Raw genomic sequence first — 21,406 nt, forward strand, 5'->3', positions numbered from 1 at the left:
GACCGCGTGAGGCTTGAGGATATTCGCACGCGGCACGACTCCGCGGCGGAGAAACGCGCTACAACACGGCGATAGGCGCGCCGGGCCGGCTTGTTCGGGAAGCGCCAGGCCGACGAAGCGGCCGCACGTGGGCGAGGAAGGCATGACCGAAGCGAACCCGGAGGCTCCGCGGGGCGGCGTCGTCCGCACCCTCACCCTCGAACTCGCCCGCGTGACCGAGCGCGCGGCCATCGCCGCCGCCCGCCTGCGCGGCCAGGGCAACGAGAAGGAGGCCGACCAGGCCGCCGTCGACGCCATGCGCCGCGAGTTGAACCTGCTGCCCGTCGACGGGACCGTGGTGATCGGCGAGGGCGAGCGCGACGAGGCGCCGATGCTCTACATCGGCGAGCGGATCGGCCGGGGCGGGGGCGCGGAGGTCGATCTCGCCGTCGATCCGCTGGAGGGCACGACGCTCTGCGCGAAGGACATGCCGGGCGCCATCTCCGTGATGGCCATGGCCGAGCGCGGATCCCTGCTCGCCGCACCCGACGTCTACATGCAGAAGATCGCGATCGGCCCCGGCTACCCGCCCGGCCTCGTCGATCTCGACGCGAGCCCGGCGGACAACATCGCGGCGCTGGCCCGGGCCAAGGGGGTGCATCCCGCGCAGATCACCGCGATCATCCTCGACCGGCCGCGGCACATGAACCTCGTCAGCGCCGTGCGGGCGACGGGGGCGGGCATCCGCCTGATCTCGGACGGCGACATCGCCGGCATCATCTTCACGACGAGCCCCGATGAAACGGGGGCCGACATCTATCTCGGCACCGGGGCGGCGCCGGAGGGCGTGATCGCGGCGGGCGCGCTGCGCTGCATCGGCGGCCAGATGCAGGGCCGGCTCATCCTCGACAGCGCCGACAAGCGCGACCGGGCCGCGCGCATGGGCATCTCGGACCCGAACCGGAAATACGAGCTCACCGACCTCGCCCGCGGCGACGTGATCGTGGCGGCGACCGGCGTCACCGACGGCGCGCTCCTGAAGGGCGTGCGCTTCAAGCCCGGCCTGATCCAGACGGAGACGGTCGTCTACCGCTCCTCGACCGGCACCGTGCGCCGGATCCTGGGCGAGCACCGCGCCGAGCGCTTCGAGGCTTGAGGGCCGGGCGCGTGCCGCTCCCCGGCGGGGGCTGACCGGCCCGCCCAATGAAAAGGGCGGGCGCCTCCCGGCACCCGCCCCGAAACGATCCGCGACCCCGAGCCCGTCAGTTGAACAGGGAGCCCACGCCGCCCTGCACGCGGCCGAGGCCCTGCTTGGCGATCGGGTTGCCCGGCTCGATCTGGGCGGCGCGCTGGTAGCTCTCGGCCGCCTCCTTCTTGCGGTTCGACTTCTCGTAGGCGAGACCGCGATAGGCCCAGGAGGTGGCGTCCTTGTTGTTGACGTTGAGCGCCGCGTTGTAGTCCTCGATCGCCTTGTCGTACTGGTTCGTGGCGATCAGGCTCTGGCCGCGGGCGGCGTAGGGCGCGCTCACGAACGGGTTCCGGTCGATCGCGGCGTCGAAATCGGCGATGGCCTGCTGGTTCTGGCCCTGCTTCTGCCGGACGAGCCCGCGGGCGTGGTAGGCCTCGGCCGATTCCGGCATCATGCGGATCGCCATGTTGAGGTCGCTGAGGGCGCCGTCGAGGTCGCCCTGCGCGCGCAGCACGTTGGCGCGGCCGATATAGGCGGGTCCGTAATTCGGGTCGGCGGAGACCGCCTTCGAGAAATCCTGCAGGGCCGCGTCGTTGCGGCCCGTCTGGCGGTAGGCCAGGGCCCGGTTGTTGAAGGCCGAGGCCGAGTTCGGGTCGATCTGGACCGCCTTCGTGAAGTCGGTGATCGCCTCGCCGAACTGCCCGGCCCGGGCATAGGCCGCGCCGCGGGTGTTGTAGGCCGCCGCGTCGTTCGGGTTGCGCTGGATCACCTCGGACAGGGAGGCGATGTTGAGGTTCGTCGCGCCCGTCGTGTCCGCCTCCAGCACCGCGTACTGCTTCGGGCCGGCGGCGCTGCCGACCGTCTCGCATCCGGCCAAAGCCGCGGCGGTCAGCGCCACGGCCGCGACCAGCCCGGCCTTCCGTCCCGCCAAGCTCAATGACGTCATCGCCCCGCTCTCCCTGAGCCCCCGCGCCGTCCGCGCGCCGGGCCCTCGTCCATCCGCCCGTGCCCGCGCGCCCTCGGCGCCCGGCTCGCCCCGGTCTCGACCTGCAGGCGATGAGCCGGGGCACTCTCCCCGATCGCGGTGAACGCCCGCTTAAGGTCGAGGATGATGTCCGCTGAAACGGGTGGATGTGGCGAAGGTATGGCCCCTGCGGGCGGGCCCTGGAAATCAGGCCCCGCCCGTCTCACGCGGCGCTCCGGTGTGGCGGGAAGGACCCAGATCGCGGGGCCGGCCGAGCCCGGCGGCGGCTCAGGGAATCAGGCGCGTGACGTGGCCCATCTTGCGGCCCGGCCGCGCCTCGCCCTTGCCGTAGAGGTGCAGGTGGGCGCCGGGGCGGGCGAGGATCTCGGCCCAGCCATCGGCCTCCGCACCGATCAGGTTGTGCATCTCGACCGCCATGCCGCCGGTGCGCGACGCATCGCCGAGCGGCCAGCCGCAGACGGCGCGCACGTGCTGGGCGAATTGCGAGGTGAGCGCCCCCTCGATCGTCCAGTGGCCGGAATTGTGGACCCGCGGCGCGATCTCGTTGACGACGACCCGCTCCGAGCCGCCCTCCCGCACGAGGAACATCTCGACCGCGAGCACGCCGACATAGTCGAGCGCCTCGGCGATGCGCCGCGCGATGTCGATCGCGCTCCGCGCCGTCTCCGGCGCGATGCCGGTCGCGGGCACGCGGGTGACCGCGAGGATGTGGTCGCGGTGCTCGTTCTCGCAGAGGTCGAAGGCGGCAAAGGACCCGTCCGACGAGCGGGCGGCAACCACCGAGACCTCCCGCTCGAAGGGCACGAAGCCCTCGAGGATCAGGGGCGCGCCGCCGAACTCCGCCATGATCGACGAGCGGTCGACGGGCCCGTCCGCGCGGATCATGCGCTGGCCCTTGCCGTCGTAGCCGAAGCGGCGGGTCTTCAGCACGGCCGGCCGGCCGATGGCGGCGATGGCCCGGTCGAGGTCGTCGCCGCTGTCGACGGCGCGGAACGGGGCGGTCGGGATGCCGAGGTCGTTGATGAAGGTCTTCTCGGCGAGCCGGTCCTGCGTGGTCGCCAGGGCGTGCGCGCTCGGGTGGAGCGGCGCGCCGGCGGCCAGGATCTCGGCGGTCTCGCGGGGGATGTTCTCGAATTCGTAGGTGACGGCGTCGACGCTCTCCGCGAAGGCCTTCAGCGCCGCCGCGTCGTCGTAGGCCGCGACCGTCCGCGCCGCGGCGACGTCGAAGGCGGGGCTGTCGGCATCGGGCGCGAAGACGTGCACGATGAGCCCGTAATTGGCGGCGGCCAGCGCGATCATGCGGCCGAGTTGCCCGCCCCCGACGATGCCGAGGGTCGAACCGGGTGTCAGGATAGGCGAGGTCACGGGTTGATCTCTGTCTCCGGCCGCTCCGCCACGGCCTCGCTCTGCGCCTGCCGCCACGCCTCCAGGCGCGCGGCGAGGCCCTCATCCGTCAGGGCCAGCACCGCGGCGGCGAGGAGGGCGGCGTTGACGGCGCCCGCCCGGCCGATCGCCAGCGTCCCGACCGGGATGCCGGCGGGCATCTGGACGATCGAGAGCAGGCTGTCCTGGCCCGAGAGCGCCTTCGACTCCACCGGCACGCCGAAGACGGGCAGGCTCGTGAGCGCCGCCGCCATGCCGGGCAGGTGGGCGGCCCCGCCCGCACCCGCGATCACCACCTTGTGGCCCGCGGCCCTGGCGCCCTTGGCGAAGGCGTAGAGCCGGTCCGGCGTGCGATGGGCCGAGACGATGCGGGTGTCGTGGAGAACGCCGAGGGCGTCGAGTGTTTCGGCCGCGTGCCGCATGGTCGCCCAGTCGGACTGGCTCCCCATGATGATCGCGACCGGAGGCGCTGCCGCCATCGTCGTCCCGTCCGTGCTGCGAGAGGGCGCCGCCGGCCCGCGGGCGGGCGTTCAGGCGCGATCCCGCCGAATACAGGGGTGCCGCCGGCCGGGCAAGCGCAGGGCGGCGATCGAGGCGGGACAGCGCTCAGGCGATGATGTCGGGGGTGATCTGGTCTTCGAGGTAGGAGATGCGGTCCCGGAGCGTGAGCTTGCGCTTCTTCAGCCTCTGGATCTGGAGCTGGTCGCCGGCCACGTTCCGCTCAAGCGCGTCGATGGCACTGTCGAGGTCGCGGTGCTCCTCCTTGAGCCGCGACAGCTCACCCACGAGATCGACCTGCCCATCCTCGACCAACTCAACAGACATCGTCGCTTGCAATTCCCGGGATGCGCTCGCCACGAGACCATGCGTCACGGCCGAGCTTGCGGCAAGGGGCGGCGCGATGCGCCTGTCCCGAAGCCTCGAGCAGCCTCTCAAGTCCGGCCGGCGAGCGCAAGGTTTCGTGAGGCACGCCGGCCCGAATCGCTTCGACAGCCGGCTCATCCTGTGTCAGTCTACCCGAGTCGGAACGATGACAGGAGACACGACTCATGTCGCTGCAGACGCATCTGAGCCAGCTCACCCGGAAGCACGAAGCCCTCGAGCGTGAGATTCAGGAAGCGATCCTCAGTCCCTCCGAGGACGATCTGCACATTGCCGAACTCAAGCGACGCAAGCTCCACCTCAAGGACGAGATCAACCGCCTCCAGGCCGCATCGGACGAAACGCTGCACTGACCCCGTCCAGCCCCAGATTTTTCCGTTCTGAGTTCGTGGCCGCCGCGCTGGGTCGACAGCGCGGCGGTTTTGTTTCCGGTGCCCGCGCCGACAGGGCCAACGGCTCTGCTATGATCCCCAGGCACGTCAGCCCGGCGCACGGCCGCGAGCGGGCGCCCGAGGACACAGCATGAGCGCCACGCCAGCCACGCCCCTGCCCGGACGCTACGGAGAGGTCTACGCCGCCTCCCTCGCCGATCCCGAGACCTTCTGGCTGGCCGCGGCCCGCGCCATCGCGTGGGAGACCGCGCCGGCCCGCGCCTTCGACGCCGAGGCGGGCGCCTATGGCCGCTGGTTTCCGGATGCGCGCCTCAACGCCTGTCACAACGCGGTCGATCGGCACGTGGCCGCCGGCCGCGGCAGCCAGGCCGCCATCATCCACGATTCCCCCGTCACCGGCACGAAGCGGCGGATCACCTATGCCGAGCTGCTGGACGAGGTCTCCGCCCTCGCCGCCGTTCTGTCCGACCTCGGGGTGGGGAAGGGCGACCGGGTCGTCCTCTACATGCCGATGGTGCCCGAGGCCCTCGTCGGCATGTTCGCCTGCGCGCGCCTCGGGGCGGTCCACTCGGTGGTCTTCGGGGGCTTCGCGGCGAACGAGCTCGCCGTCCGGATCGAGGATGCGAGCCCGAAGGTGGTGCTCGCCGCCTCCTGCGGCATCGAGCCGAGCCGGGTCGTCGCCTACAAGCCGCTCCTCGACGCGGCGATCGAGGCCTCGCGCCACAAGCCCGATGCCTGCCTGATCCTGCAGCGCCCGCAATGCGAGGCCGCGCTCGTCGCGGGCCGGGACCGGGACTGGGCCGAGACGGTGCGGGCCGCGAAGGCGGCGGGGCGGCGGGCGCCCTGCGTCACGGTCGCGGCGACCGACCCGCTCTACATCCTCTACACGTCCGGCACGACGGGAAAGCCGAAGGGCGTGGTGCGCGACACCGGCGGCTACCTCGTGGCGCTCGCGTGGTCGATGGCGAACCTCTACGACGTGGCCCCGGGCGAGGTCTATTTCTGCGCCTCCGACATCGGCTGGGTCGTCGGCCATTCCTACATCGTCTACGCGCCCCTCGTGCACGGCTGCACCACGGTGCTCTACGAGGGCAAGCCGGTGGGCACGCCCGATGCCGGCGCCTTCTGGCGCGTCGCCTCCGAGCACGGCGTCGCCTGCCTCTTCACGGCACCGACGGCCCTGCGCGCGATCAAGAAGGAGGATCCGCGCGGCGAGCGGGTCGCCGGCTACGATCTCTCGCGCTTCCGCAGCCTGTTCCTCGCGGGCGAGCGGGCGGACCCGGATTCCGTCGCCTGGGCCGAGCGGACGCTGGAGCGGCCCGTCATCGACCATTGGTGGCAGACGGAAACGGGCTGGGCGATCGCCGGCAATCCGGTCGGGCTCGGTCAGCTGCCGGTCAAGCACGGGAGCGCCTGCGTGCCGATGCCGGGCTACGCCGTGCAGGTGCTCGACGAGGGCGGCAGGCCGGTCGGCCCCGACACGATGGGCACCATCGCGATCCGCCTGCCGCTGCCGCCCGGTTGCCTGCCGACGCTGTGGGGCTCGGAGGAGCGCATGCGCCGGAGCTACCTCACCACCTTCCCGGGCTATTACGACACCTCCGACGCAGGGCTCCTCGACGCGGACGGCTACGTGACCGTGCTCGGGCGGACCGACGACATCATCAACGTGGCCGGCCACCGGCTCTCGACGGGCGGCATGGAGGCGGTGCTCGCCTCCCACCCGGACGTCGCCGAATGCGCCGTGATCGGCATCCGCGACGACCTCAAGGGCGAGGCGCCCTGCGGCTTCGTGGTGCTCAAGGCGCAGGTGGAGCGCGATCCGGCCGAGATCGAGCGCGAGCTCGTGGCCCTGGTGCGGGAGCGGATCGGCCCCGTGGCGGCCTTCAAGCTGGCCCTGACCGTCCCGCGCCTGCCGAAGACCCGCTCCGGCAAGATCCTGCGGGGCACCATGAAGCGCATCGCCGACGATGAGCCCTGGACCATGCCGCCGACGATCGACGATGCCGGCGCCCTCGACGAGATCGGCGAGAGTCTGCGCGCGCGGGGCATCGGCGGCTGAGCGAAGGCTGGCCAATCGGGATCTTTGCGCCACATGGCCCCCACTCGATGGCCCCCTCCCGGCCCCGGAGACCCGCATGACCGCGCGCCTGTTCGAACCCCTGCAGCTCGACGAGCTGACGCTTGAGAACCGCATCCTGATCGCGCCGATGTGCCAGTACTCGGCCCGGGCCGGCGAGGCCACGGACTGGCACATGATGCATCTCGGGCAGCTCGCCATGTCGGGGGCGGGCCTGCTGACGCTGGAGGCGACCGCCATCTCGCCCGAGGCCCGCATCACGGCCTGGGACCTCGGCCTCTACGACGACGGCACCGAGCGGGCGCTGGCGCGGGTCCTCGGCGCCGTGCGGGACTACGCCCCCGTTCCCGTCTGCATCCAGATCGCCCATGCGGGCCGCAAGGCGTCGAGCGAGGCGCCCTGGATGGGGGGCTCGCAGATCCCGCCCGAATCCCCCCACGGCTGGCGCACCGTGGCCCCCTCGGCGATCCCGCACGGGGAGGAGGAGGTGCCCCCGCACGCCCTCGATGCCGCGGACCTGCGCCGCATCCTGTGCGACTTCGTGGCGACGGCACGCCGGGCCATGCGCCTCGGCATCGACGCGGTGGAGCTGCACGGGGCGCACGGCTACCTGCTGCATCAATTCCTGTCGCCGCTCTCGAACGAGCGGACCGACCAGTACGGCGGCAGCCTCGCCAACCGGATGCGCTTCCCGCTGGAGGTGTTCGAGGCGGTGCGCGAGGTCGTGCCCTCGGGCAAGCCCGTCTGGATGCGGGTCTCGGCCACCGACTGGGTGGAGGAGGGGTGGGACCTCGACGAGACCGTCGAGCTCGCCCAGGCCCTGAAGGAGCGGGGCGCCGCCGCCATCCACGTCTCCACGGGCGGCCTGTCGACCCGGCAGGCGATCCGCCTCGGGCCGGGCTACCAAGTGCCTCACGCCGAGCGGATCAAGGCGGCGACGGGGCTGCCGACGATCGCCGTCGGGCTCATCACCACGCCGGCCCAGGCCGAGGCGATCCTGCAGGAGGGCCGGGCCGACGCGGTCTCGCTGGCCCGCGCCATGCTCTACGACCCGCGCTGGCCCTGGCACGCGGCGGCCGAGCTCGGCGCCCAAGTGCGGGCTCCGAAGCAGTACTGGCGCTCTCAGCCGCGCGAGTTCAAGGACCTGTTCAAGGACACGAAATTCGGCCAGCGCTGAGGCCGCGCGCGGGGGCGGAGCCGTCTCCCGCAGGGCGGGCGGCCGCCACGCGATCGGGCGGCCCATTGGGAATGCCCGTGCCCGGGCCGCGCTCACACGACCCGCAGCGGCTTCTCCAGCACGGAGAGCACCCGCGCGAGGTCGGTGCCGCGCTTCATCACGCGGCCGCTCGCCGCCACCACCGCGTAGGCGCCCTGGCGGCGCGCGAGTTTCGGGTCCTTCTCGACCCGGTAGAGCGGCATCTCGGAGGCGCGGCGATAGACCGAGAAGACGGCCTTGTCGCGGCGGAAGTCGAGGGCGTAATCCCGCCACTCGCCCTCGGAGACCATGCGTCCGTACAGGTTGAACAGGACGCGCAGCTCCTCCCGGTTGAACGCGATCTGCGGTGCGGTCGAGGGGGCGGGGAAGGGGACCACGTGGGCGGTGGTGGCGGCTGCAATGTCGTTCGGTCGTGGCTCGGCGCTCGTCCGCTCGCTCATCGTCGCTCCGTTCTCGGGCCGGTTCGGTTAGCCGGATGATGGGCCGCCGCGCTGCGGCCCGCAAGGGCGGGGCGCGTTGCCCGGAAGCCACGCCCGAGAAACAAAGCATCACGATTTCGCCGCTTTCGCGCCTTTCGCGGGCCTTGTTGCAAGGAGACAACGGTGGGTGAACCTCGTCGGGTCGTGCCCGGTGCGGCGCCCGAAACCCGAGCTCCCCAGCCCTCGGTCGCCGCCTCCGGACTCCACGCCCGACACTCCAGAGGTTTCGAGACCCAAGGACTTCAGGCCGCCGCCCAGGCGGCCTTTTTTCTGCGCTTCGTCCCGGAACAGGCTAGGGAGACCGCTCGCGGACCTCCGCGGCGCGGAACCTGTGACCTGACCGACGTGCCCGCCTTCGACGCATCCTTCCGTGAGACGCTCGCCGAGCTGTTCGCCTGGCGCCGCGACGTGCGCCGCTTCCGGCCCGAGCCGATCGCGGAGGCGGATCTGCGCGCCTGCCTCGATCTCGCGCATCGCAGCCCGTCCGTCGGCAACAGCCAGCCCTGGCGGTTCGTGCGCGTGTCGGACGCTGCGCGGCGGGCGGCGGTCGTCGCGAGCTTCGAGCGCTGCAACAGCGCCGCGGCAAGCGCCTATGCCGACGAGCGGGCCGCCCTCTACCGGACGCTCAAGCTCGCGGGCCTGCGCGAGGCCCCGGTGCACCTCGCCGTGTTCTGCGACGAGGCGACCGGGACCGGGCACGGCCTCGGCCGGGCGACGATGCCCGAGATGCTGCGCTACTCCGTGGTGGGCGCGGTTCAGGGCTTCTGGCTCGCGGCGCGCTCGTTCGGGATCGGGGTCGGCTGGGTCTCGATCCTCGACCCGGATTGCGTCAGCCGCAGCCTCGACGTGCCGACGAGCTGGCACCTCGTCGCCTATCTGTGCGTGGGATACCCGGTCGAGGAGCATCTCGACCCGGAACTCGTCCGCCACGGCTGGCAGGGACCCGACCTCGAAGCCTGCTGCCTGTTCGAGCGCTGAGCGCTATCCTGAACGCCGCCTTTCCCGAAAGGCTCGGGATCGACGCATCCGGGAGGGGCCGTCTTCACCCAGCGAATCAATTCGTCTGCACAAGCTCGACAAAAGCGCAAGCGTCAACCGGAACGGAGGGGTCGGGCGCCGAATTATCGTCCTGCGTATGGTCACGCTTGCGAGGACGGAAGGCGATGTTCGGGAAGTCGGTATGGCGCGGGGCGGCCTTCGGCACGCTGGCGGCGGCAATGGCGGGCGGCGCGATGCCGGCGCAGGCGCGGGAGGTGGTGCCCTACGGCGACCCGAGCGTCGCGCCGGGCTCCGTCGTGATCAGCATCTCACAGCGGCGCCTGTACCTCATCAACGGGGACGGCACGGCGATCCGCTACCCCGTGGCAGTGGGTCGGCCCGGCAAGCAATGGGTCGGCGCCACGCAGATCGACGGCAAGTACGTCGCGCCGGCCTGGTCGCCGCCGGCGGAGGTGAAGCGCGACAACCCGCGCCTGCCGAACCTGATCGCCGGCGGATCGCCCAGCAACCCGATGGGGGCCGCGGCGATGACGCTCGCGGGCGGCCAATACGCCATCCACGGCACGAACCGCCCGAGCTCCGTCGGCACCTTCGCCTCCTATGGCTGCGTGCGGATGTACAATCAGGACGTGGTCGATCTCTACGGCCGGGTGAATGTCGGCACGCAGGTCTACATGACGCGCTGAGCCGGCCCGCCAGGCGACGCTCAGCCCGCGGGCGGAGCCGTCGCCTCCACGGCGGTGAAGGGTTCGAGGATCCGGTAGGTGTGCTCGACGCCGGCCGGAACGACCCAGGAATCGCCCGCCTCCAGACCGATCGTCTCGCCCTTCAGGACGAGTTCGGCGCGCCCGGAGATGACGAAGCCGACCGTCTCGTAGGGCCGGCTGCCCGCGGGCTTGTCATCGGTCGGCGGCTCGTCGCGCCACATCCGCATGGACAGGCGCTCGCCCCGGGCGAGGCTGACCTCGCCGTGCTCGCCCTTCGCCGCGTCCCGGCTCGATACCTTCGTCGCCATCGCCCGCCTCCCGTGCTCGATCGCGTGCGCGCGCACGCAACGAGGAGCCAACGGCGGCTCCGCCGGCGGCGTTCCCGGTCCGCCCCCGCTCAGAAGTCGACGGCGATCCCCTTCACCTCCCAATCCTCGTAGCGCACGGGCTCCAATCCGCCGCGCCCCTGCCTCTCGCGCTGCGCCGCGATCCCGGCAGCGCGCGCGTCGACGGCGGCGCGGCGCTCCGCGGCCTCCGCGAGGGCGCGCTCGGCCGCGGGTGTCAGGGGGCGGCGGGCTTGCTTCTCCGCAGGCGCCTCGGGTTCGGAACCGTTCGAAGGGTCGCGGCTGTTTGGCTCTTGCATCGCGTCGGCTCTGGTGGAAGGGCGTGGCGGCCGGGCCGGACGGCCCGGCCTGGGATGACGGGAAGTTAGGTTTCATGGCGACACGCCGCAACGCGCCGGACGCGGCGGAGACGGGCGGGCCGGTTCCGGGGCTCGCCGCGCGACGGGTCGCGCAGGCCGCGGTGGCCGACCTTCTGGGCAAGGGCCGCGCGCAGGCGCTGGAGGACGTGCTCGCGCAGGGCGCGCGGGCCGCGGGCCTCGACGCGGCCGACGCCGGGCTCGCCCGCGCCATCGCGACGGCGACCTTCCGCCGCCTCGGCCTCCTCGAGCGGGCGCTCGCCGCGCGCATGGCGCAGGGCCTGCCGCGCAACGACCCCCGCCTCGTCGCCCTCCTGGCCACCGGCGCGGCGCAGATCCTCGACCTCAACGTCCCCGACCACGCCGCGGTCGATCTCTCCGTGCGCCTCGCCAAGGCGGAGAGCGGCCTGCAGCATCTCGGCGGGCTCGTGAACGCCGTGCTGCGGCGGATCGTGCGCGAGCGCGCCGCGATCCTCGCCGAGCCGGTCGAACCGCTGGCGGACAACACGCCGGACTGGCTCGCCCGGCGCTGGCGGGCGGCCTACGGGGACGAGCAGGCCGCCCGCATCGCCGCGGCGCATCTGCGGGGCGCGGCGGTGGACCTCACCGTGCGCGGCGATCCCGCATCCTGGGCCGAGCGCCTCGGGGCGATCGTCCTGCCGACCGGCTCGCTGCGGTTGCGCGACGTGCGCGTGCCGGTGGCGGAGCTGCCTGGCTACGAGGAAGGCGCCTGGTGGGTGCAGGACGCGGCCGCCGCCATCCCCGCGCGCCTCGTCGGCGCGGCTCCCGGCGAGGCGGTGGCGGATCTCTGCGCGGCACCGGGCGGCAAGACGGCGCAGCTCGCATCGGCAGGCGCCCGCGTCACCGCGGTCGACCGCTCGCCCGCACGCCTCGAGCGCCTGCATCGGAACCTCGCCCGGCTCGGGCTCGAGGCGGAGGTGGTGGCCTCCGACGCCCTCGCATGGCCCGAGGAGGCCCGCTTCGACGCGGTGCTCCTCGACGCGCCCTGCTCGGCGACCGGAACCATCCGCCGCCATCCCGACGTGGCCTGGACGAAGGGCGAGCCCGACCTCGCGCGGCTGACCGCCCTGCAAACGCGCCTGCTCGACAAGGCGGCCACCCTCGTCCGGCCGGGCGGCCGGCTCGTCTACTGCACCTGCTCCCTGGAGGCGGAGGAGGGGGAGGCGCAGGTTGCCGCCTTCCTCGCCCGGCATCCGGCCTACGAGCGGGTGCCCGTTGGGGCGGAGGAGGTGGGCGGACAGCCCGAGCTGATCGACGGGCAGGGCGACCTGCGCACCCTGCCGGCGCATCTCGGCGGAGGCTCGCCCGAAGGTCTGGGCGGGATGGACGGGTTCTTCGCGAGCCGGCTGCGCCGCACCGCCTGAGGGCCAGCCGCAGGGTCGAGCGCACCGGATTCCGGCTCGGTCGGAGGCGAGGCGGTGTCGAAGAGGGTCAGAGCAGGCCGAGCTGCCCGCTCGGACCGCTCGGCCCGCCGCGAGCGGCGGTCGCCCCGACGATCACGCCGGCTCCGGATACGGAGGCCTTGAACGCCGCGATGTCGGCATAGGCCTGGACCTGTGTCCGGAAGCGGACGGGCGAGCACAGGACGGCGCCGGACCGATCGTCGATCAGGGTCCAGTACCAGAGGCCGCTCGCATCCTCGGTGATGTCGAAACGCATCGCAGGAAACCCACGCGGGGGATGCGAGCAGCCATATCGCGGAATGCCCTCCGAGGGGTAAAAATCACGGGCCCAGCGGGAGTTAGCCGGCATCAAGGGCCCGATTCGCCATCGTTGTCCCCGCAATCACCGCACTTCACATGCCGCAACGCACGAGAAAATGCCGGGGCGATCGGCCACGGGGGCGGAGATCGCGCGGGTTGCAACCTTGGAAGCGATGAGAAGTTGAAAGCCTTCGTGCCGGACATTCGCCGGCAAGGAGATTTCATGAACAAGTCCATCGTCATCGGCGCTCTCGCGCTCGGCCTCGCCACGCCGGCGCTCGCTCAGGATCGCGCGGTCGCGCCCAATCCGTCACCCTCGGGAACCGTCATCCAGGGCCAGTCCAACACGACGGGCAACAGCCGCGACGTGATCATCGCGCCGGGCGCGACGGGAGCCGAGACCATCACCACGAATTCGGCCGCCGGGGGCAATGCGGGGCAGCCCTCCCGGGCGGTGCCCCAGGGCAGCGCCGGCAGCAGCGGCGGCACGAGCGGCGGCCAGTAGCGCTCCCGCCTCTTCCGACTGCGCGGGCGGCCCGGGATTCTTTCCGGGCCGCTCCGGAGCGCATCTCCAGGGACAGCCTCACGCCTCGATCGCGTCGAGATCGCGCAGGCCGGCCCAGAGTTTCCACTGCTCCCAGGCCTCCGCGAGGCAGGCCGCCGCCTCCTCCCGCGAGCCGGCGACGCCGCCGCGGCGAAAGGGCAGGGCGCCGATGTCGAGGCTCATCCCCCAGCCCCATTGCTCGGCCGCGGGCGCGGCGCTGATGCAGTCGATCCGACCGACGATGAGGGCGCCGCTCGTGGCGAAATAGGTCTCCCGGGGATGGTCCTGCAGCCGGGTATAGACGAGTGCCGCCATGCTGATCCCGATGCCGATGCCGATCCCGATTCCCGCGTGGATCGGGCCCGATGGGTCCGGCGCGGCAAACAAGCGCCCCATGACATAGCGTAAACGGACGGTTAAGAGGCCGGTTCTAGCTTCATTCGTCAGAGAGACCGGCCGGGCGCATCGCGCGCTTCGCCGCCCGGTGAGGAGAACGCGTGCTCGGGGGGCCTGATCGCTGGCGCTTCTATCGGCTCGTCGGGCGCGAGGCCGCGCGTTCGGTGCGCGCCGCCTCGGCGCGCCTGACCGCGCCGCCGGACATCCTCGCCCGGGTCCGTGTGACGGGCCTCATCATCGCGCCCCACGACCTGCGCACCAGCGACGCCACCTTCGCCGACGACATCTATGCCGGCCTGTTCGTGTTCGCGGGCCGGTCGCTCGCCGTCAGCGGCGGCTCGCCCTTCGACTACACGCCGCCCTCGCCGGAATGGGCGGAGGTGCTCTACGGGTTCGGCTGGCTCAGGCACCTGCGCGCCGCCGACACGGCCCTCGCGCGCGCCAACGCCCGCGCCTTCGTCGCGGATTTCATGGCGGGACGCGGCGATCCGGCGCTCGCCCGCCCGACGCCCGTGGCGGCGCGCCGGCTGATCGCGTTCCTCAGCCAGTCGCCCCTGGTGCTCGAGGGCGCCGACCGGGCCTTCTACCAGAACTTCCTGCGCACGCTCGCCCGGAGCGCCCGTGAGCTCGAGCGGGACCTGCGCCGGGGCGTGCCGCCCTCCTGGCGGCTGCTCGCCGCGGTCGCGCTCTGCTACGCCGGGCTATGCTGCGACGGGATCCAGCCGATCCTGAAGCGGGCGACGCGGATCCTCTCGCGCGAGCTCGACCGCCAGATCATGACCGATGGCGGCCACCGCTCCCGTGATCCGCGCTTCGCGATGGAACTGCTTCTCGACCTTCTGCCGCTGAGGCAGAGCTACCTCAGCCGCAGCGTCGATCCGCCGGAGGCCCTCCTGAGGGCGATCGACCGGATGCTGCCGCTCCTGCGCCTCCTGCGCCACGCGGACGCCTCGCTGAGCCACTTCAACGGCATGGGCGCCACGGCCGCCGACCATCTGGCCACGCTGCTGGTCTACGACGGCACCCTGGCCCAACCGCTGATGCACGCGCCGCATTCCGGCTACGAGCGCCTCGAGGGCGGCCGCATCGTCGTGGTGGCCGATGTCGGCAAGCCTCCGCCGCTTCCCTTCTCGCGCAACGCCTGTGCCGGCACCTTGTCCTTCGAGATGTCGAGCGGCCCGCAGCGCATCGTCGTCAATTGCGGCATGCCCGAGAGCGGGACCGAACTCCGGCGCCTCGCCCGCAGCACGCCCGCCCATTCCACCGCCTCGGTCTCCGGCGCCTCGTCGAGCCACGTTCTGGCCGGAACCGGCTTCTGGGGCGAGCGCGCCGCCGCCGAGTGGGTCTGCCACCGCCTCGGCCCGATCCTGCTGCACGGTCCGTCCGAGGTGAAGTCGGAGCGCTTCACGGACGGGCCGGCCGAGGTGCTCGCCGCCCGCCACGACGGGTACGTGCGCGATCACGGCATCGTGCACGAGCGGCGCTGGCGCCTCCTGGCCGCGGAGGGCCGCCTGGAGGGGGAGGACGCCTTCCTGCGCGCCGGGGCGAGGCACCGCCCGCAGGAGGTCGCGATCCGCTTCCACCTGCACCCGTCCATTCTCGTGGGGCCGGGCCCGGACGGCGGGCTCTCGCTCGGCCTGCCCCTCGGCGAGGTCTGGGATTTCCGGGCCGAGGGCGCCGCGATCGCGATCGAGGAGAGCGTCTACTTCGCGGGTCTCTCGGGTGCGCGCCGCACCGACCAGATCGCCCTCCATCTCGAGGTTGCCGAGGGCGCGCGCGTGGCCTGGTCCTTCACCCGCCGCGGGCTCGCCCCTGCCGCGTGAGGGGCGCGCTGGCCCGCCCGACCGGATTCATGCTACCGGCGCCGCGACGCCGCCCGACTGCCTGTACGAGTTTCCGATGTCGCATGACCAAGTGCGGATCACCCGCGCGCTCCTCTCCGTCTCCGACAAGACGGGCCTCGTCGAGTTCGCCCGCGCCCTCGGCGCGCGCGGCGTCGATCTCGTCTCCACCGGCGGCACCCACCGCGCGCTGCGCGAGGCGGGCCTGCCCGTCACCGAGGTCGCCGACCTGACGGGCTTCCCCGAGATGATGGACGGGCGGGTCAAGACCCTGCACCCAGCGGTCCATGGCGGCCTGCTCGCCGTGCGCGACAACCCGGAGCATCAGGCGGCGCTCGCCGCCCACGGGATCGGCGCGATCGACCTCCTCGTCGTCAATCTCTACCCCTTCGAGGCGACGATCGCGGCGGGGCGCGGATACGACGATTGCGTCGAGAACATCGACGTGGGCGGCCCGGCCATGATTCGCGCGGCGGCGAAGAACCACGCCGACGTCGCCGTGGTCACCGACGTCTCGGATTATGCCGGCCTCCTCACGGAGCTTGAGGGGGGAGGGGGCGCGCTGAGCGCAGCCACGCGGCGCCGGCTCGCGCAGAAGGCCTTCGCCCGCACCGCCGCCTACGACGCTGCGATCGCCAACTGGCTGGCCGGGGAGATCGAGGCGAACGGGACCCCCGCCTTCCGCGCCTTCGGCGGCAGCCTCGCGCAGGGCCTGCGCTACGGCGAGAACCCGCACCAATCCGCGGCCTTCTACCGGGCTCCCGGGATCGTCCGGGCGGGCATCGCGAGTGCCCGCCAGCTCCAGGGCAAGGAACTCTCCTACAACAACTTCAACGACACGGACGCGGCCTACGAATGCGTCGCCGAGTTCGATCCGGCCCGCGCCGCGGCTGTCGCCATCATCAAGCACGCCAATCCCTGCGGGGTCGCGGAGGGGGCCAGCCTGCTGGAGGCCTACGAGCGGGCGCTCGCCTGCGACCCGACCTCGGCCTTCGGCGGCATCGTGGCGCTGAACCGCCCCCTCGACGCGGACGCCGCGCGCAGGATCGTCGAGATCTTCACGGAGGTGATCATCGCGCCCGACGCGTCGGAGGACGCGATCGCGATCGTCGCGGCCAAGAAGAACCTGCGCCTGCTCCTCGCCGGCGGCCTGCCGGACCCGCGGGCGCCCGGCGAGACCGTGCGCAGCCTCTCGGGCGGGCTGCTCGTCCAGGGCCGGGACAACGCCGTCGTGGACGACATGCCGCTCACCGTCGTGACGAAGCGGGCGCCGAGCGAGGCCGAATCCGCCGACCTGCGGTTCGCCTACCGGGTCGCCAAGCACGTCAAGTCGAACGCCATCGTCTACGCGAAGGGCGGCGCGACGGTCGGCATCGGCGCGGGGCAGATGTCGCGGGTGGATTCCTCGCGCATCGCCGCCTGGAAGGCCGCGGAAGCGGCCAGGAGCCTCGGCCTCGCCGAGAGCCTGGCCAAGGGCGCCGTGGTGGCGTCGGACGCCTTCTTCCCCTTCGCGGACGGCCTGCTCGCGGCGGCCGAGGCCGGCGCCACGGCGGTGATCCAGCCCGGCGGCTCGATGCGCGACGCGGAGGTGATCGCGGCAGCCGACGAGGCCGGGCTCGCCATGGTGTTCACGGGGCACCGGCACTTCCGGCACTGAGGGGCAGCAGCCCTCGCATCCCGGGGAAACGGCCCCGCCACGCTGCCGTGGCGGGGCCGCCTCCCGGCCGGTCAGAGGATGAAGCGGCTGAGATCCGCGTTCGCGGCGAGGCTCTCCACGCGGTCGCGCACGTAGGCGGCGTCGATCGTGACCGTCTCGCCCGAGCGGTCGGTCGCCGTGAAGGAGATGTCGTCGATCACCCGCTCCAGCACCGTCTGGAGGCGGCGGGCGCCGATGTTCTCGACCGAGGAATTCACCTCCACCGCGACGCGGGCGAGCGCGTCGACCGCATCCTCCGTGAAGGCGAGGGTGACGCCCTCCGTCTCCAGCAACGCCACCGTCTGCTTGAGCAGGCTCGCCTCGGTCGTGGTGAGGATCTGCTTGAAATCCTCGACCGTCAGGGGCGCGAGCTCCACCCGGATCGGCAGGCGGCCCTGCAGCTCCGGCAGGAGGTCGGCGGGCTTCGAGACGTGGAAGGCGCCCGAGGCGATGAACAGGACGTGGTCGGTCCTGACCGGCCCGTGCTTGGTGGCGACCGTGGTGCCCTCGATCAGGGGGAGGAGGTCGCGCTGCACGCCCTCGCGGGAGACGTCGGCGCCCGAGCGCCCCTCGCGGGCGCAGATCTTGTCGATCTCGTCGAGGAAGACGATCCCGTTGTCCTCGACCTCGCGGACGGCCTCCTGGATCAGGGCGTCGTTGTCGACGAGCTTGTCGGATTCCTCGGCGAGCAGCGGTGCGTAGGCGTCGCGCACGGTGACGCGGCGCGGCTTGCCCTTCGCGCCGCCGAGCGCCTTGCCCAGCATGTCGCCGAGGTTGATCGCCCCCATCGAGGCGCCCGGCACGCCGGGGATGTCGAACATCGGCAGGCCGGCGGGCGGGCCGGAGGCGAGTTCGAGCTCGACCTCCTTGTCGTCGAGTTCGCTGTTGCGCAGCTTCTTGCGGAAGCTGTCGCGGGTCGCTTGGCTCGCGGTCGGGCCGACGAGGGCGTCGAGGATGCGGTTCTCGGCGGCCGCCTCCGCCTTGGCCTTGACCCCGCGGCGCTTCTCCTCGCGCCGCAGGCCGATGCCGACCTCGACGAGGTCGCGCACGATCTGCTCGACGTCGCGACCGACGTAGCCGACCTCGGTGAACTTGGTGGCCTCGACCTTGAGGAAGGGCGCGCCCGCGAGCCGGGCGAGGCGGCGGGCGATCTCGGTCTTGCCGCAGCCGGTCGGCCCGATCATCAGGATGTTCTTGGGCGCGACCTCGTCGCGCAGCGGGCCCTTCAGCTGCTGGCGCCGCCAGCGGTTGCGCAGGGCGATGGCGACCGCGCGCTTGGCATCGTGCTGGCCGACGATGAAGCGGTTGAGTTCGGAGACGATCTCGCGGGGGGAGAAGGTGGTCATCGGGCTCCTATCGGGTGCGGCAGACGGGCCGCGAGCGAGGGGGGAAGCGCGCGCAGCGTGAGGCGGCGCAGGTCCTTCCAGGCGATGCTCAGGGCCAGCACGAACAGCCCGAGGACGAGGAGGCTGTAGGGCAGGGCCCCGTTGGCGAAACCCGCCTCCCGGATCAGCGTCCCGAGCGCCACGCTCGCGTAGACGAGGCCCGAGACGAGGATCGCCCGCCTGTCGGTGACGAGGGCGACGAGGGCGAGGACCCAAACGAGGGCGAGGACGAGGGAGGCCGTGGCCGGACCCGTCCCGCCCGCCTGGATCAGGCCGAGCACCGGATGGACGATGAGAGGCGCCGCCAGGAGATGCAGCCAGAAGGCGATGTCCGTGCGGCGCGTGACCCGGCCCGGGTCGGACAGGTCGAAGCGCATGGCGAGGGCGAAGACCGCGAGGCCGAGGGCCGCGGCGAGCCCGGAGCGCCCCGCCCCGCCCCAGTCCGGCCGGACCGCGTCGAGGAGGCCGAAGGCGCCGACGACGAGGATCGCGACGCCGGCGGCGACGGTGATCGGGACGCGAAAGCGGCGATAGAGGAGGGCGGCGAGCGCCCCGGCCGCGAGCGCGGCCCAGATCTGGGCGAGCACGCCCGCCTCGGTCGCCGCCGTGCGGCCCGTGACGACGCTCCAGAATCGCAGGTCGGGCGAGATCGCGCTGCCCACCGCCATGAAGGCGGCACCGACGAAGGCCGCGAGGAGGACGATGCTCGGCAACGCCATGCGGCGGCGGCGGGAGAACAGCTCCGCGAGCCCCCAGGCCAGCCCCGCGACGAGGGCCGATCCCGCGGACGGCCCCAGGCGTGCGGTCGCGAGGGAGGCCGTCGTGCCGAGCACCAGGAGGATGCCGATCGTCACGAAGATGTCGGAAAAGCCGGTGACGAAGCGCACGCGCTCGTCCTCGTCGGCGAGATCGGACGATGCCGGGCCGCCCTCGCGGCGGAGCGCGGCGAGGGCGGCCGCCTGCGCCTCGCTCACGATGCCGCGGGCCACCGCGCGCTGAAGGAAATCCGAATCGTCCACCGGCCAAGCCCCTGCCCGCCCTCCCGCGCCGGGGTGGCGGCCGTCCTGCCGGGGATTTAAGCGTCCGCGGCCGGCCCCGAAAGGCACGGCCGCGTCTTTTCGGCCGGGCTCAGGCCGCGCGCACGCCGCTCACGAAGCCGTCGACCTCCCGGCCGAGGGTCTCCGACTGGCGGCTGAGGTCGCCCGCCGCGGCGAGGACCTGCGTCGCCCCGCTGCCGGCCTGGAGCGCCACGCGCTGCACCTGGGCCATCGTCTCGGTGACGGCCTGCGTGCCGCGCGCCGCATCGTTGACGCTGCGGGCGATCTCCTGGGTCGCGACCTGCTGCTCCTCGACCGCGGCGGCGACGCCGAGGGCGATCTGGTGCACCGTGCCGATCGTGTCGCTGATCTCGCCGATGGCGCTGACCGTGTCCCGCGTGGCGTCCTGGATGGTGGCGATCTGCGCCGTGATCTCGTCGGTGGCGCGCGCGGTCTGCGAGGCCAGTTCCTTCACCTCGGCGGCGACGACGGCGAAGCCCCGTCCCGCCTCACCGGCCCGCGCCGCCTCGATCGTGGCGTTGAGCGCCAGCAGGTTCGTCTGGCCGGCGATGTTCGAGATCAGGGCGACGACCTCGCCGATGCTGGAGGCGCTGCGGGCGAGCATCTGCACGCGCTCGTTGGTGCGGCGCGCGCTCTCGACGGCGCCGGACGCGGCCTGCGAGGTCTGGGTGACCTGCATGCCGATCTCGTTGGCGGTGGCGGCCAGTTCCTCCGTCGCGGTGGCGACGGCCTGGACGTTCATCGAGGTCTCGTTGGCCGCCGCCATCACGGCGCTCGATTGCCGGTTCGTCTGCTCGGCGTTCGAGGCCAGGGTGCGGGCCGTGTGCTCCAGCTCGGAGGCCGCGTCCGCGAGGGTGCGCACCAAGCCGCCGACGCTGCCCTGGAAGCGGTCGGCGAGGCCGTTCATCTCGACGCGCTTGCGGGTGCTCGCCTCGTTGCTCGCGAGGTCCTGGTTGCGGCGCAGATCCGCCGTCTCCTGCATCGAGGCCGCGAAGACCTGCATGCTGCGCCAGATCGCACCGATCTCGTCGCGGGTGGGGCTCACCGGCGGCAGGTTGTGATCGCCCTCGGCGAGCCGGCGGATCGCCGCCGCGACGCCCGCCAGCGGCCGCGAGATCTGCCGGTAGCCGACGAAGCCGCCGAGCGCCGCGCAGGCCAGCGCGCCGCCGACGGCGATGAGCAGGAGGAGACGCAGCCGCTCCGCGTAGAGGTCATCGGTCGCCTTGTCGATCGCCTCGACCTGGGCCCGGCTCCTCTGCACGAGGGAATCGACGCCGGCCTGGAAGGCCTTGCGGTTCGCCCGGTTCTCGTCGTTGAAGCCGAGTTCGGTCGCAGCCTTGGGCGACACCTCGACGCCGCGCTTGGCCAGCTCGGACCGCAACGCCGTGAAGGCGGCCGCGTCCTTGAGAACCTGCTCGAAGACGGGCCGGTCGGCGTCGGAGACGAGGGGCGTCCATTCCTTGAGGAGCGCGTTCAGCGCGGCGAGGCTCTTCATGAGCCCGTCGGCGTATTTCCTCGCTTCGGCCGTGTCCGCGGAGGCGTAGATGCCGCGGGATTCCACCACCACCTCGGTCACGAGCCGGTTGAGATTCGCCCCGTTGAGCGCGTGCACCGACGTGCGCTTCACATCCGTGATCGCATCGTTGAACGTGTGCAGCGTGGTGATACTGACCGCCGCGCCCGTGAGCGTGACGAGCGTGCAGGCTCCGACGAAGCCGAGGATCTTGGTCTTGATCTGCATTTTGCAACCTACAGGCGCATTCCCTCCTGC

22 protein-coding genes are annotated in these 21,406 nt (G+C 72.4%); 10 read left to right on the forward strand and 12 right to left on the reverse strand.

Annotated features, from left to right (window positions below; all coding sequences use genetic code 11):
- Positions 1-142 precede the first annotated feature (142 nt).
- On the forward strand, positions 143-1,135 hold the full coding sequence (glpX, locus tag J2X36_RS08585; protein WP_310348427.1) for a class II fructose-bisphosphatase: 993 nt from the start codon (positions 143-145) through the stop codon (positions 1,133-1,135).
- Between the two features lie 106 nt (positions 1,136-1,241).
- Here the strand turns inward: glpX and J2X36_RS08590 are convergent, their stop codons facing one another.
- The 4 genes from J2X36_RS08590 to J2X36_RS08605 form a co-directional block, all read right to left on the reverse strand.
- Positions 1,242-2,114: a tetratricopeptide repeat protein gene (locus tag J2X36_RS08590; protein WP_132254798.1), complete on the reverse strand. Its 873-nt coding sequence runs from the start codon at positions 2,112-2,114 to the stop codon at positions 1,242-1,244.
- Positions 2,115-2,420: 306 nt separating this feature from the next.
- Positions 2,421-3,518 carry a 5-(carboxyamino)imidazole ribonucleotide synthase gene (locus tag J2X36_RS08595; RefSeq protein WP_310348430.1) on the reverse strand — a complete coding sequence of 366 codons (1,098 nt, stop codon included), beginning with the start codon at positions 3,516-3,518 and terminating at the stop codon, positions 2,421-2,423.
- Positions 3,515-4,015, reverse strand: a complete 501-nt coding sequence (gene purE, locus J2X36_RS08600; protein ID WP_310348434.1) for a 5-(carboxyamino)imidazole ribonucleotide mutase — start codon at positions 4,013-4,015, stop codon at positions 3,515-3,517. Before purE ends, J2X36_RS08595 begins: the two co-directional genes overlap by 4 nt.
- 127 nt (positions 4,016-4,142) lie before the next feature.
- Positions 4,143-4,361: a YdcH family protein gene (locus J2X36_RS08605; protein WP_132254801.1), complete on the reverse strand. Its 219-nt coding sequence runs from the start codon at positions 4,359-4,361 to the stop codon at positions 4,143-4,145.
- Between the two features lie 224 nt (positions 4,362-4,585).
- Here J2X36_RS08605 and J2X36_RS08610 point away from each other — a divergent pair, with 224 nt between their 5' ends.
- The 3 genes from J2X36_RS08610 to J2X36_RS08620 all read left to right on the forward strand — a co-directional run bounded on the left by J2X36_RS08610 (position 4,586) and on the right by J2X36_RS08620 (position 8,067).
- The gene (locus tag J2X36_RS08610) at positions 4,586-4,771 is read left to right on the forward strand and encodes a YdcH family protein (protein ID WP_132254802.1); all 186 of its coding nucleotides are present in this window, start codon (positions 4,586-4,588) and stop codon (positions 4,769-4,771) included.
- A gap of 169 nt (positions 4,772-4,940) precedes the next feature.
- On the forward strand, positions 4,941-6,872 hold the full coding sequence (locus J2X36_RS08615) for a propionyl-CoA synthetase (protein ID WP_310348437.1): 1,932 nt from the start codon (positions 4,941-4,943) through the stop codon (positions 6,870-6,872).
- 76 nt (positions 6,873-6,948) lie between these two features.
- Positions 6,949-8,067, forward strand: coding sequence for an NADH:flavin oxidoreductase/NADH oxidase (locus tag J2X36_RS08620; protein WP_310348440.1), 1,119 nt, complete (start codon positions 6,949-6,951; stop codon positions 8,065-8,067).
- A gap of 92 nt (positions 8,068-8,159) precedes the next feature.
- Here J2X36_RS08620 and J2X36_RS08625 read toward each other — a convergent pair whose 3' ends face one another.
- On the reverse strand, positions 8,160-8,546 hold the full coding sequence (locus tag J2X36_RS08625) for a DUF2794 domain-containing protein (RefSeq protein ID WP_310348441.1): 387 nt from the start codon (positions 8,544-8,546) through the stop codon (positions 8,160-8,162).
- A 375-nt stretch (positions 8,547-8,921) separates the two neighbouring features.
- On the opposite strand from J2X36_RS08625, the gene bluB reads away from it, so the two are divergent.
- Both bluB and J2X36_RS08635 read left to right on the forward strand, forming a co-directional pair.
- Positions 8,922-9,563, forward strand: a complete 642-nt coding sequence (gene bluB, locus J2X36_RS08630; RefSeq protein WP_310348874.1) for a 5,6-dimethylbenzimidazole synthase — start codon at positions 8,922-8,924, stop codon at positions 9,561-9,563.
- A gap of 239 nt (positions 9,564-9,802) precedes the next feature.
- The gene (locus tag J2X36_RS08635; protein ID WP_310348876.1) at positions 9,803-10,270 is read left to right on the forward strand and encodes a L,D-transpeptidase; all 468 of its coding nucleotides are present in this window, start codon (positions 9,803-9,805) and stop codon (positions 10,268-10,270) included.
- A 20-nt stretch (positions 10,271-10,290) separates the two neighbouring features.
- Here J2X36_RS08635 and J2X36_RS08640 read toward each other — a convergent pair whose 3' ends face one another.
- Together J2X36_RS08640 and J2X36_RS08645 are read right to left on the reverse strand one after the other, a co-directional pair.
- The gene (locus J2X36_RS08640; RefSeq protein WP_132254807.1) at positions 10,291-10,599 is read right to left on the reverse strand and encodes a cupin domain-containing protein; all 309 of its coding nucleotides are present in this window, start codon (positions 10,597-10,599) and stop codon (positions 10,291-10,293) included.
- Between the two features lie 89 nt (positions 10,600-10,688).
- Positions 10,689-10,934, reverse strand: coding sequence for a DUF1674 domain-containing protein (locus J2X36_RS08645; protein WP_310348443.1), 246 nt, complete (start codon positions 10,932-10,934; stop codon positions 10,689-10,691).
- A 74-nt stretch (positions 10,935-11,008) separates the two neighbouring features.
- Between J2X36_RS08645 and J2X36_RS08650 the strand changes: the two genes are divergently transcribed.
- On the forward strand, positions 11,009-12,376 hold the full coding sequence (locus tag J2X36_RS08650) for an RsmB/NOP family class I SAM-dependent RNA methyltransferase (RefSeq protein WP_310348445.1): 1,368 nt from the start codon (positions 11,009-11,011) through the stop codon (positions 12,374-12,376).
- Between the two features lie 67 nt (positions 12,377-12,443).
- Here J2X36_RS08650 and J2X36_RS08655 read toward each other — a convergent pair whose 3' ends face one another.
- Entirely contained in the window at positions 12,444-12,671 is a 228-nt protein-coding gene (locus J2X36_RS08655) for a hypothetical protein (protein WP_132254810.1), read from the reverse strand.
- A 267-nt stretch (positions 12,672-12,938) separates the two neighbouring features.
- Here J2X36_RS08655 and J2X36_RS08660 point away from each other — a divergent pair, with 267 nt between their 5' ends.
- A complete protein-coding gene (locus J2X36_RS08660) occupies positions 12,939-13,220 on the forward strand; it encodes a hypothetical protein (protein ID WP_310348447.1) in 282 nt (93 codons plus the stop codon).
- 78 nt (positions 13,221-13,298) lie between these two features.
- On the opposite strand, the gene J2X36_RS08665 is transcribed toward J2X36_RS08660, so the two are convergent.
- Positions 13,299-13,655, reverse strand: a complete 357-nt coding sequence (locus J2X36_RS08665; protein ID WP_132254812.1) for a hypothetical protein — start codon at positions 13,653-13,655, stop codon at positions 13,299-13,301.
- A gap of 101 nt (positions 13,656-13,756) precedes the next feature.
- On the opposite strand from J2X36_RS08665, the gene J2X36_RS08670 reads away from it, so the two are divergent.
- Together J2X36_RS08670 and purH are read left to right on the forward strand one after the other, a co-directional pair.
- Positions 13,757-15,478, forward strand: a complete 1,722-nt coding sequence (locus J2X36_RS08670; RefSeq protein ID WP_310348451.1) for a heparinase II/III family protein — start codon at positions 13,757-13,759, stop codon at positions 15,476-15,478.
- A 76-nt stretch (positions 15,479-15,554) separates the two neighbouring features.
- Entirely contained in the window at positions 15,555-17,153 is a 1,599-nt protein-coding gene (gene purH, locus J2X36_RS08675) for a bifunctional phosphoribosylaminoimidazolecarboxamide formyltransferase/IMP cyclohydrolase (RefSeq protein WP_310348453.1), read from the forward strand.
- A 71-nt stretch (positions 17,154-17,224) separates the two neighbouring features.
- Here purH and hslU read toward each other — a convergent pair whose 3' ends face one another.
- The 3 genes from hslU to J2X36_RS08690 form a co-directional block, all read right to left on the reverse strand.
- Positions 17,225-18,538: an ATP-dependent protease ATPase subunit HslU gene (gene hslU, locus J2X36_RS08680; protein WP_132254815.1), complete on the reverse strand. Its 1,314-nt coding sequence runs from the start codon at positions 18,536-18,538 to the stop codon at positions 17,225-17,227.
- Positions 18,535-19,596 carry a hypothetical protein gene (locus tag J2X36_RS08685; RefSeq protein ID WP_310348456.1) on the reverse strand — a complete coding sequence of 354 codons (1,062 nt, stop codon included), beginning with the start codon at positions 19,594-19,596 and terminating at the stop codon, positions 18,535-18,537. The genes hslU and J2X36_RS08685 overlap by 4 nt, the downstream gene beginning before the upstream one ends.
- Positions 19,597-19,705: 109 nt before the next feature.
- Entirely contained in the window at positions 19,706-21,376 is a 1,671-nt protein-coding gene (locus J2X36_RS08690) for a methyl-accepting chemotaxis protein (RefSeq protein ID WP_132249718.1), read from the reverse strand.
- Between the last annotated feature and the right edge of the window lie 30 nt (positions 21,377-21,406).

Source organism: Methylobacterium sp. BE186, from assembly GCF_031457035.1.
Lineage (GTDB): Bacteria > Pseudomonadota > Alphaproteobacteria > Rhizobiales > Beijerinckiaceae > Methylobacterium > Methylobacterium segetis.

Coding starts and splice junctions, on each gene's coding strand:
- J2X36_RS08645 (WP_310348443.1), bottom strand. CDS start 10,934: ATGCAAGAGCCAAACAGCCGCGACCCTTCGAACGGTTCCGAACCCGAG.
- J2X36_RS08660 (WP_310348447.1), top strand. CDS start 12,939: ATGAACAAGTCCATCGTCATCGGCGCTCTCGCGCTCGGCCTCGCCACG.
- J2X36_RS08690 (WP_132249718.1), bottom strand. CDS start 21,376: ATGCAGATCAAGACCAAGATCCTCGGCTTCGTCGGAGCCTGCACGCTC.
- J2X36_RS08620 (WP_310348440.1), top strand. CDS start 6,949: ATGACCGCGCGCCTGTTCGAACCCCTGCAGCTCGACGAGCTGACGCTT.
- J2X36_RS08655 (WP_132254810.1), bottom strand. CDS start 12,671: ATGCGTTTCGACATCACCGAGGATGCGAGCGGCCTCTGGTACTGGACC.
- hslU (WP_132254815.1), bottom strand. CDS start 18,538: ATGACCACCTTCTCCCCCCGCGAGATCGTCTCCGAACTCAACCGCTTC.
- J2X36_RS08610 (WP_132254802.1), top strand. CDS start 4,586: ATGTCGCTGCAGACGCATCTGAGCCAGCTCACCCGGAAGCACGAAGCC.
- J2X36_RS08665 (WP_132254812.1), bottom strand. CDS start 13,655: ATGGGGCGCTTGTTTGCCGCGCCGGACCCATCGGGCCCGATCCACGCG.
- J2X36_RS08625 (WP_310348441.1), bottom strand. CDS start 8,546: ATGAGCGAGCGGACGAGCGCCGAGCCACGACCGAACGACATTGCAGCC.
- J2X36_RS08650 (WP_310348445.1), top strand. CDS start 11,009: ATGGCGACACGCCGCAACGCGCCGGACGCGGCGGAGACGGGCGGGCCG.
- J2X36_RS08615 (WP_310348437.1), top strand. CDS start 4,941: ATGAGCGCCACGCCAGCCACGCCCCTGCCCGGACGCTACGGAGAGGTC.
- J2X36_RS08640 (WP_132254807.1), bottom strand. CDS start 10,599: ATGGCGACGAAGGTATCGAGCCGGGACGCGGCGAAGGGCGAGCACGGC.
- J2X36_RS08590 (WP_132254798.1), bottom strand. CDS start 2,114: ATGACGTCATTGAGCTTGGCGGGACGGAAGGCCGGGCTGGTCGCGGCC.
- purE (WP_310348434.1), bottom strand. CDS start 4,015: ATGGCGGCAGCGCCTCCGGTCGCGATCATCATGGGGAGCCAGTCCGAC.
- J2X36_RS08605 (WP_132254801.1), bottom strand. CDS start 4,361: ATGTCTGTTGAGTTGGTCGAGGATGGGCAGGTCGATCTCGTGGGTGAG.
- purH (WP_310348453.1), top strand. CDS start 15,555: ATGTCGCATGACCAAGTGCGGATCACCCGCGCGCTCCTCTCCGTCTCC.
- glpX (WP_310348427.1), top strand. CDS start 143: ATGACCGAAGCGAACCCGGAGGCTCCGCGGGGCGGCGTCGTCCGCACC.
- J2X36_RS08635 (WP_310348876.1), top strand. CDS start 9,803: ATGGCGGGCGGCGCGATGCCGGCGCAGGCGCGGGAGGTGGTGCCCTAC.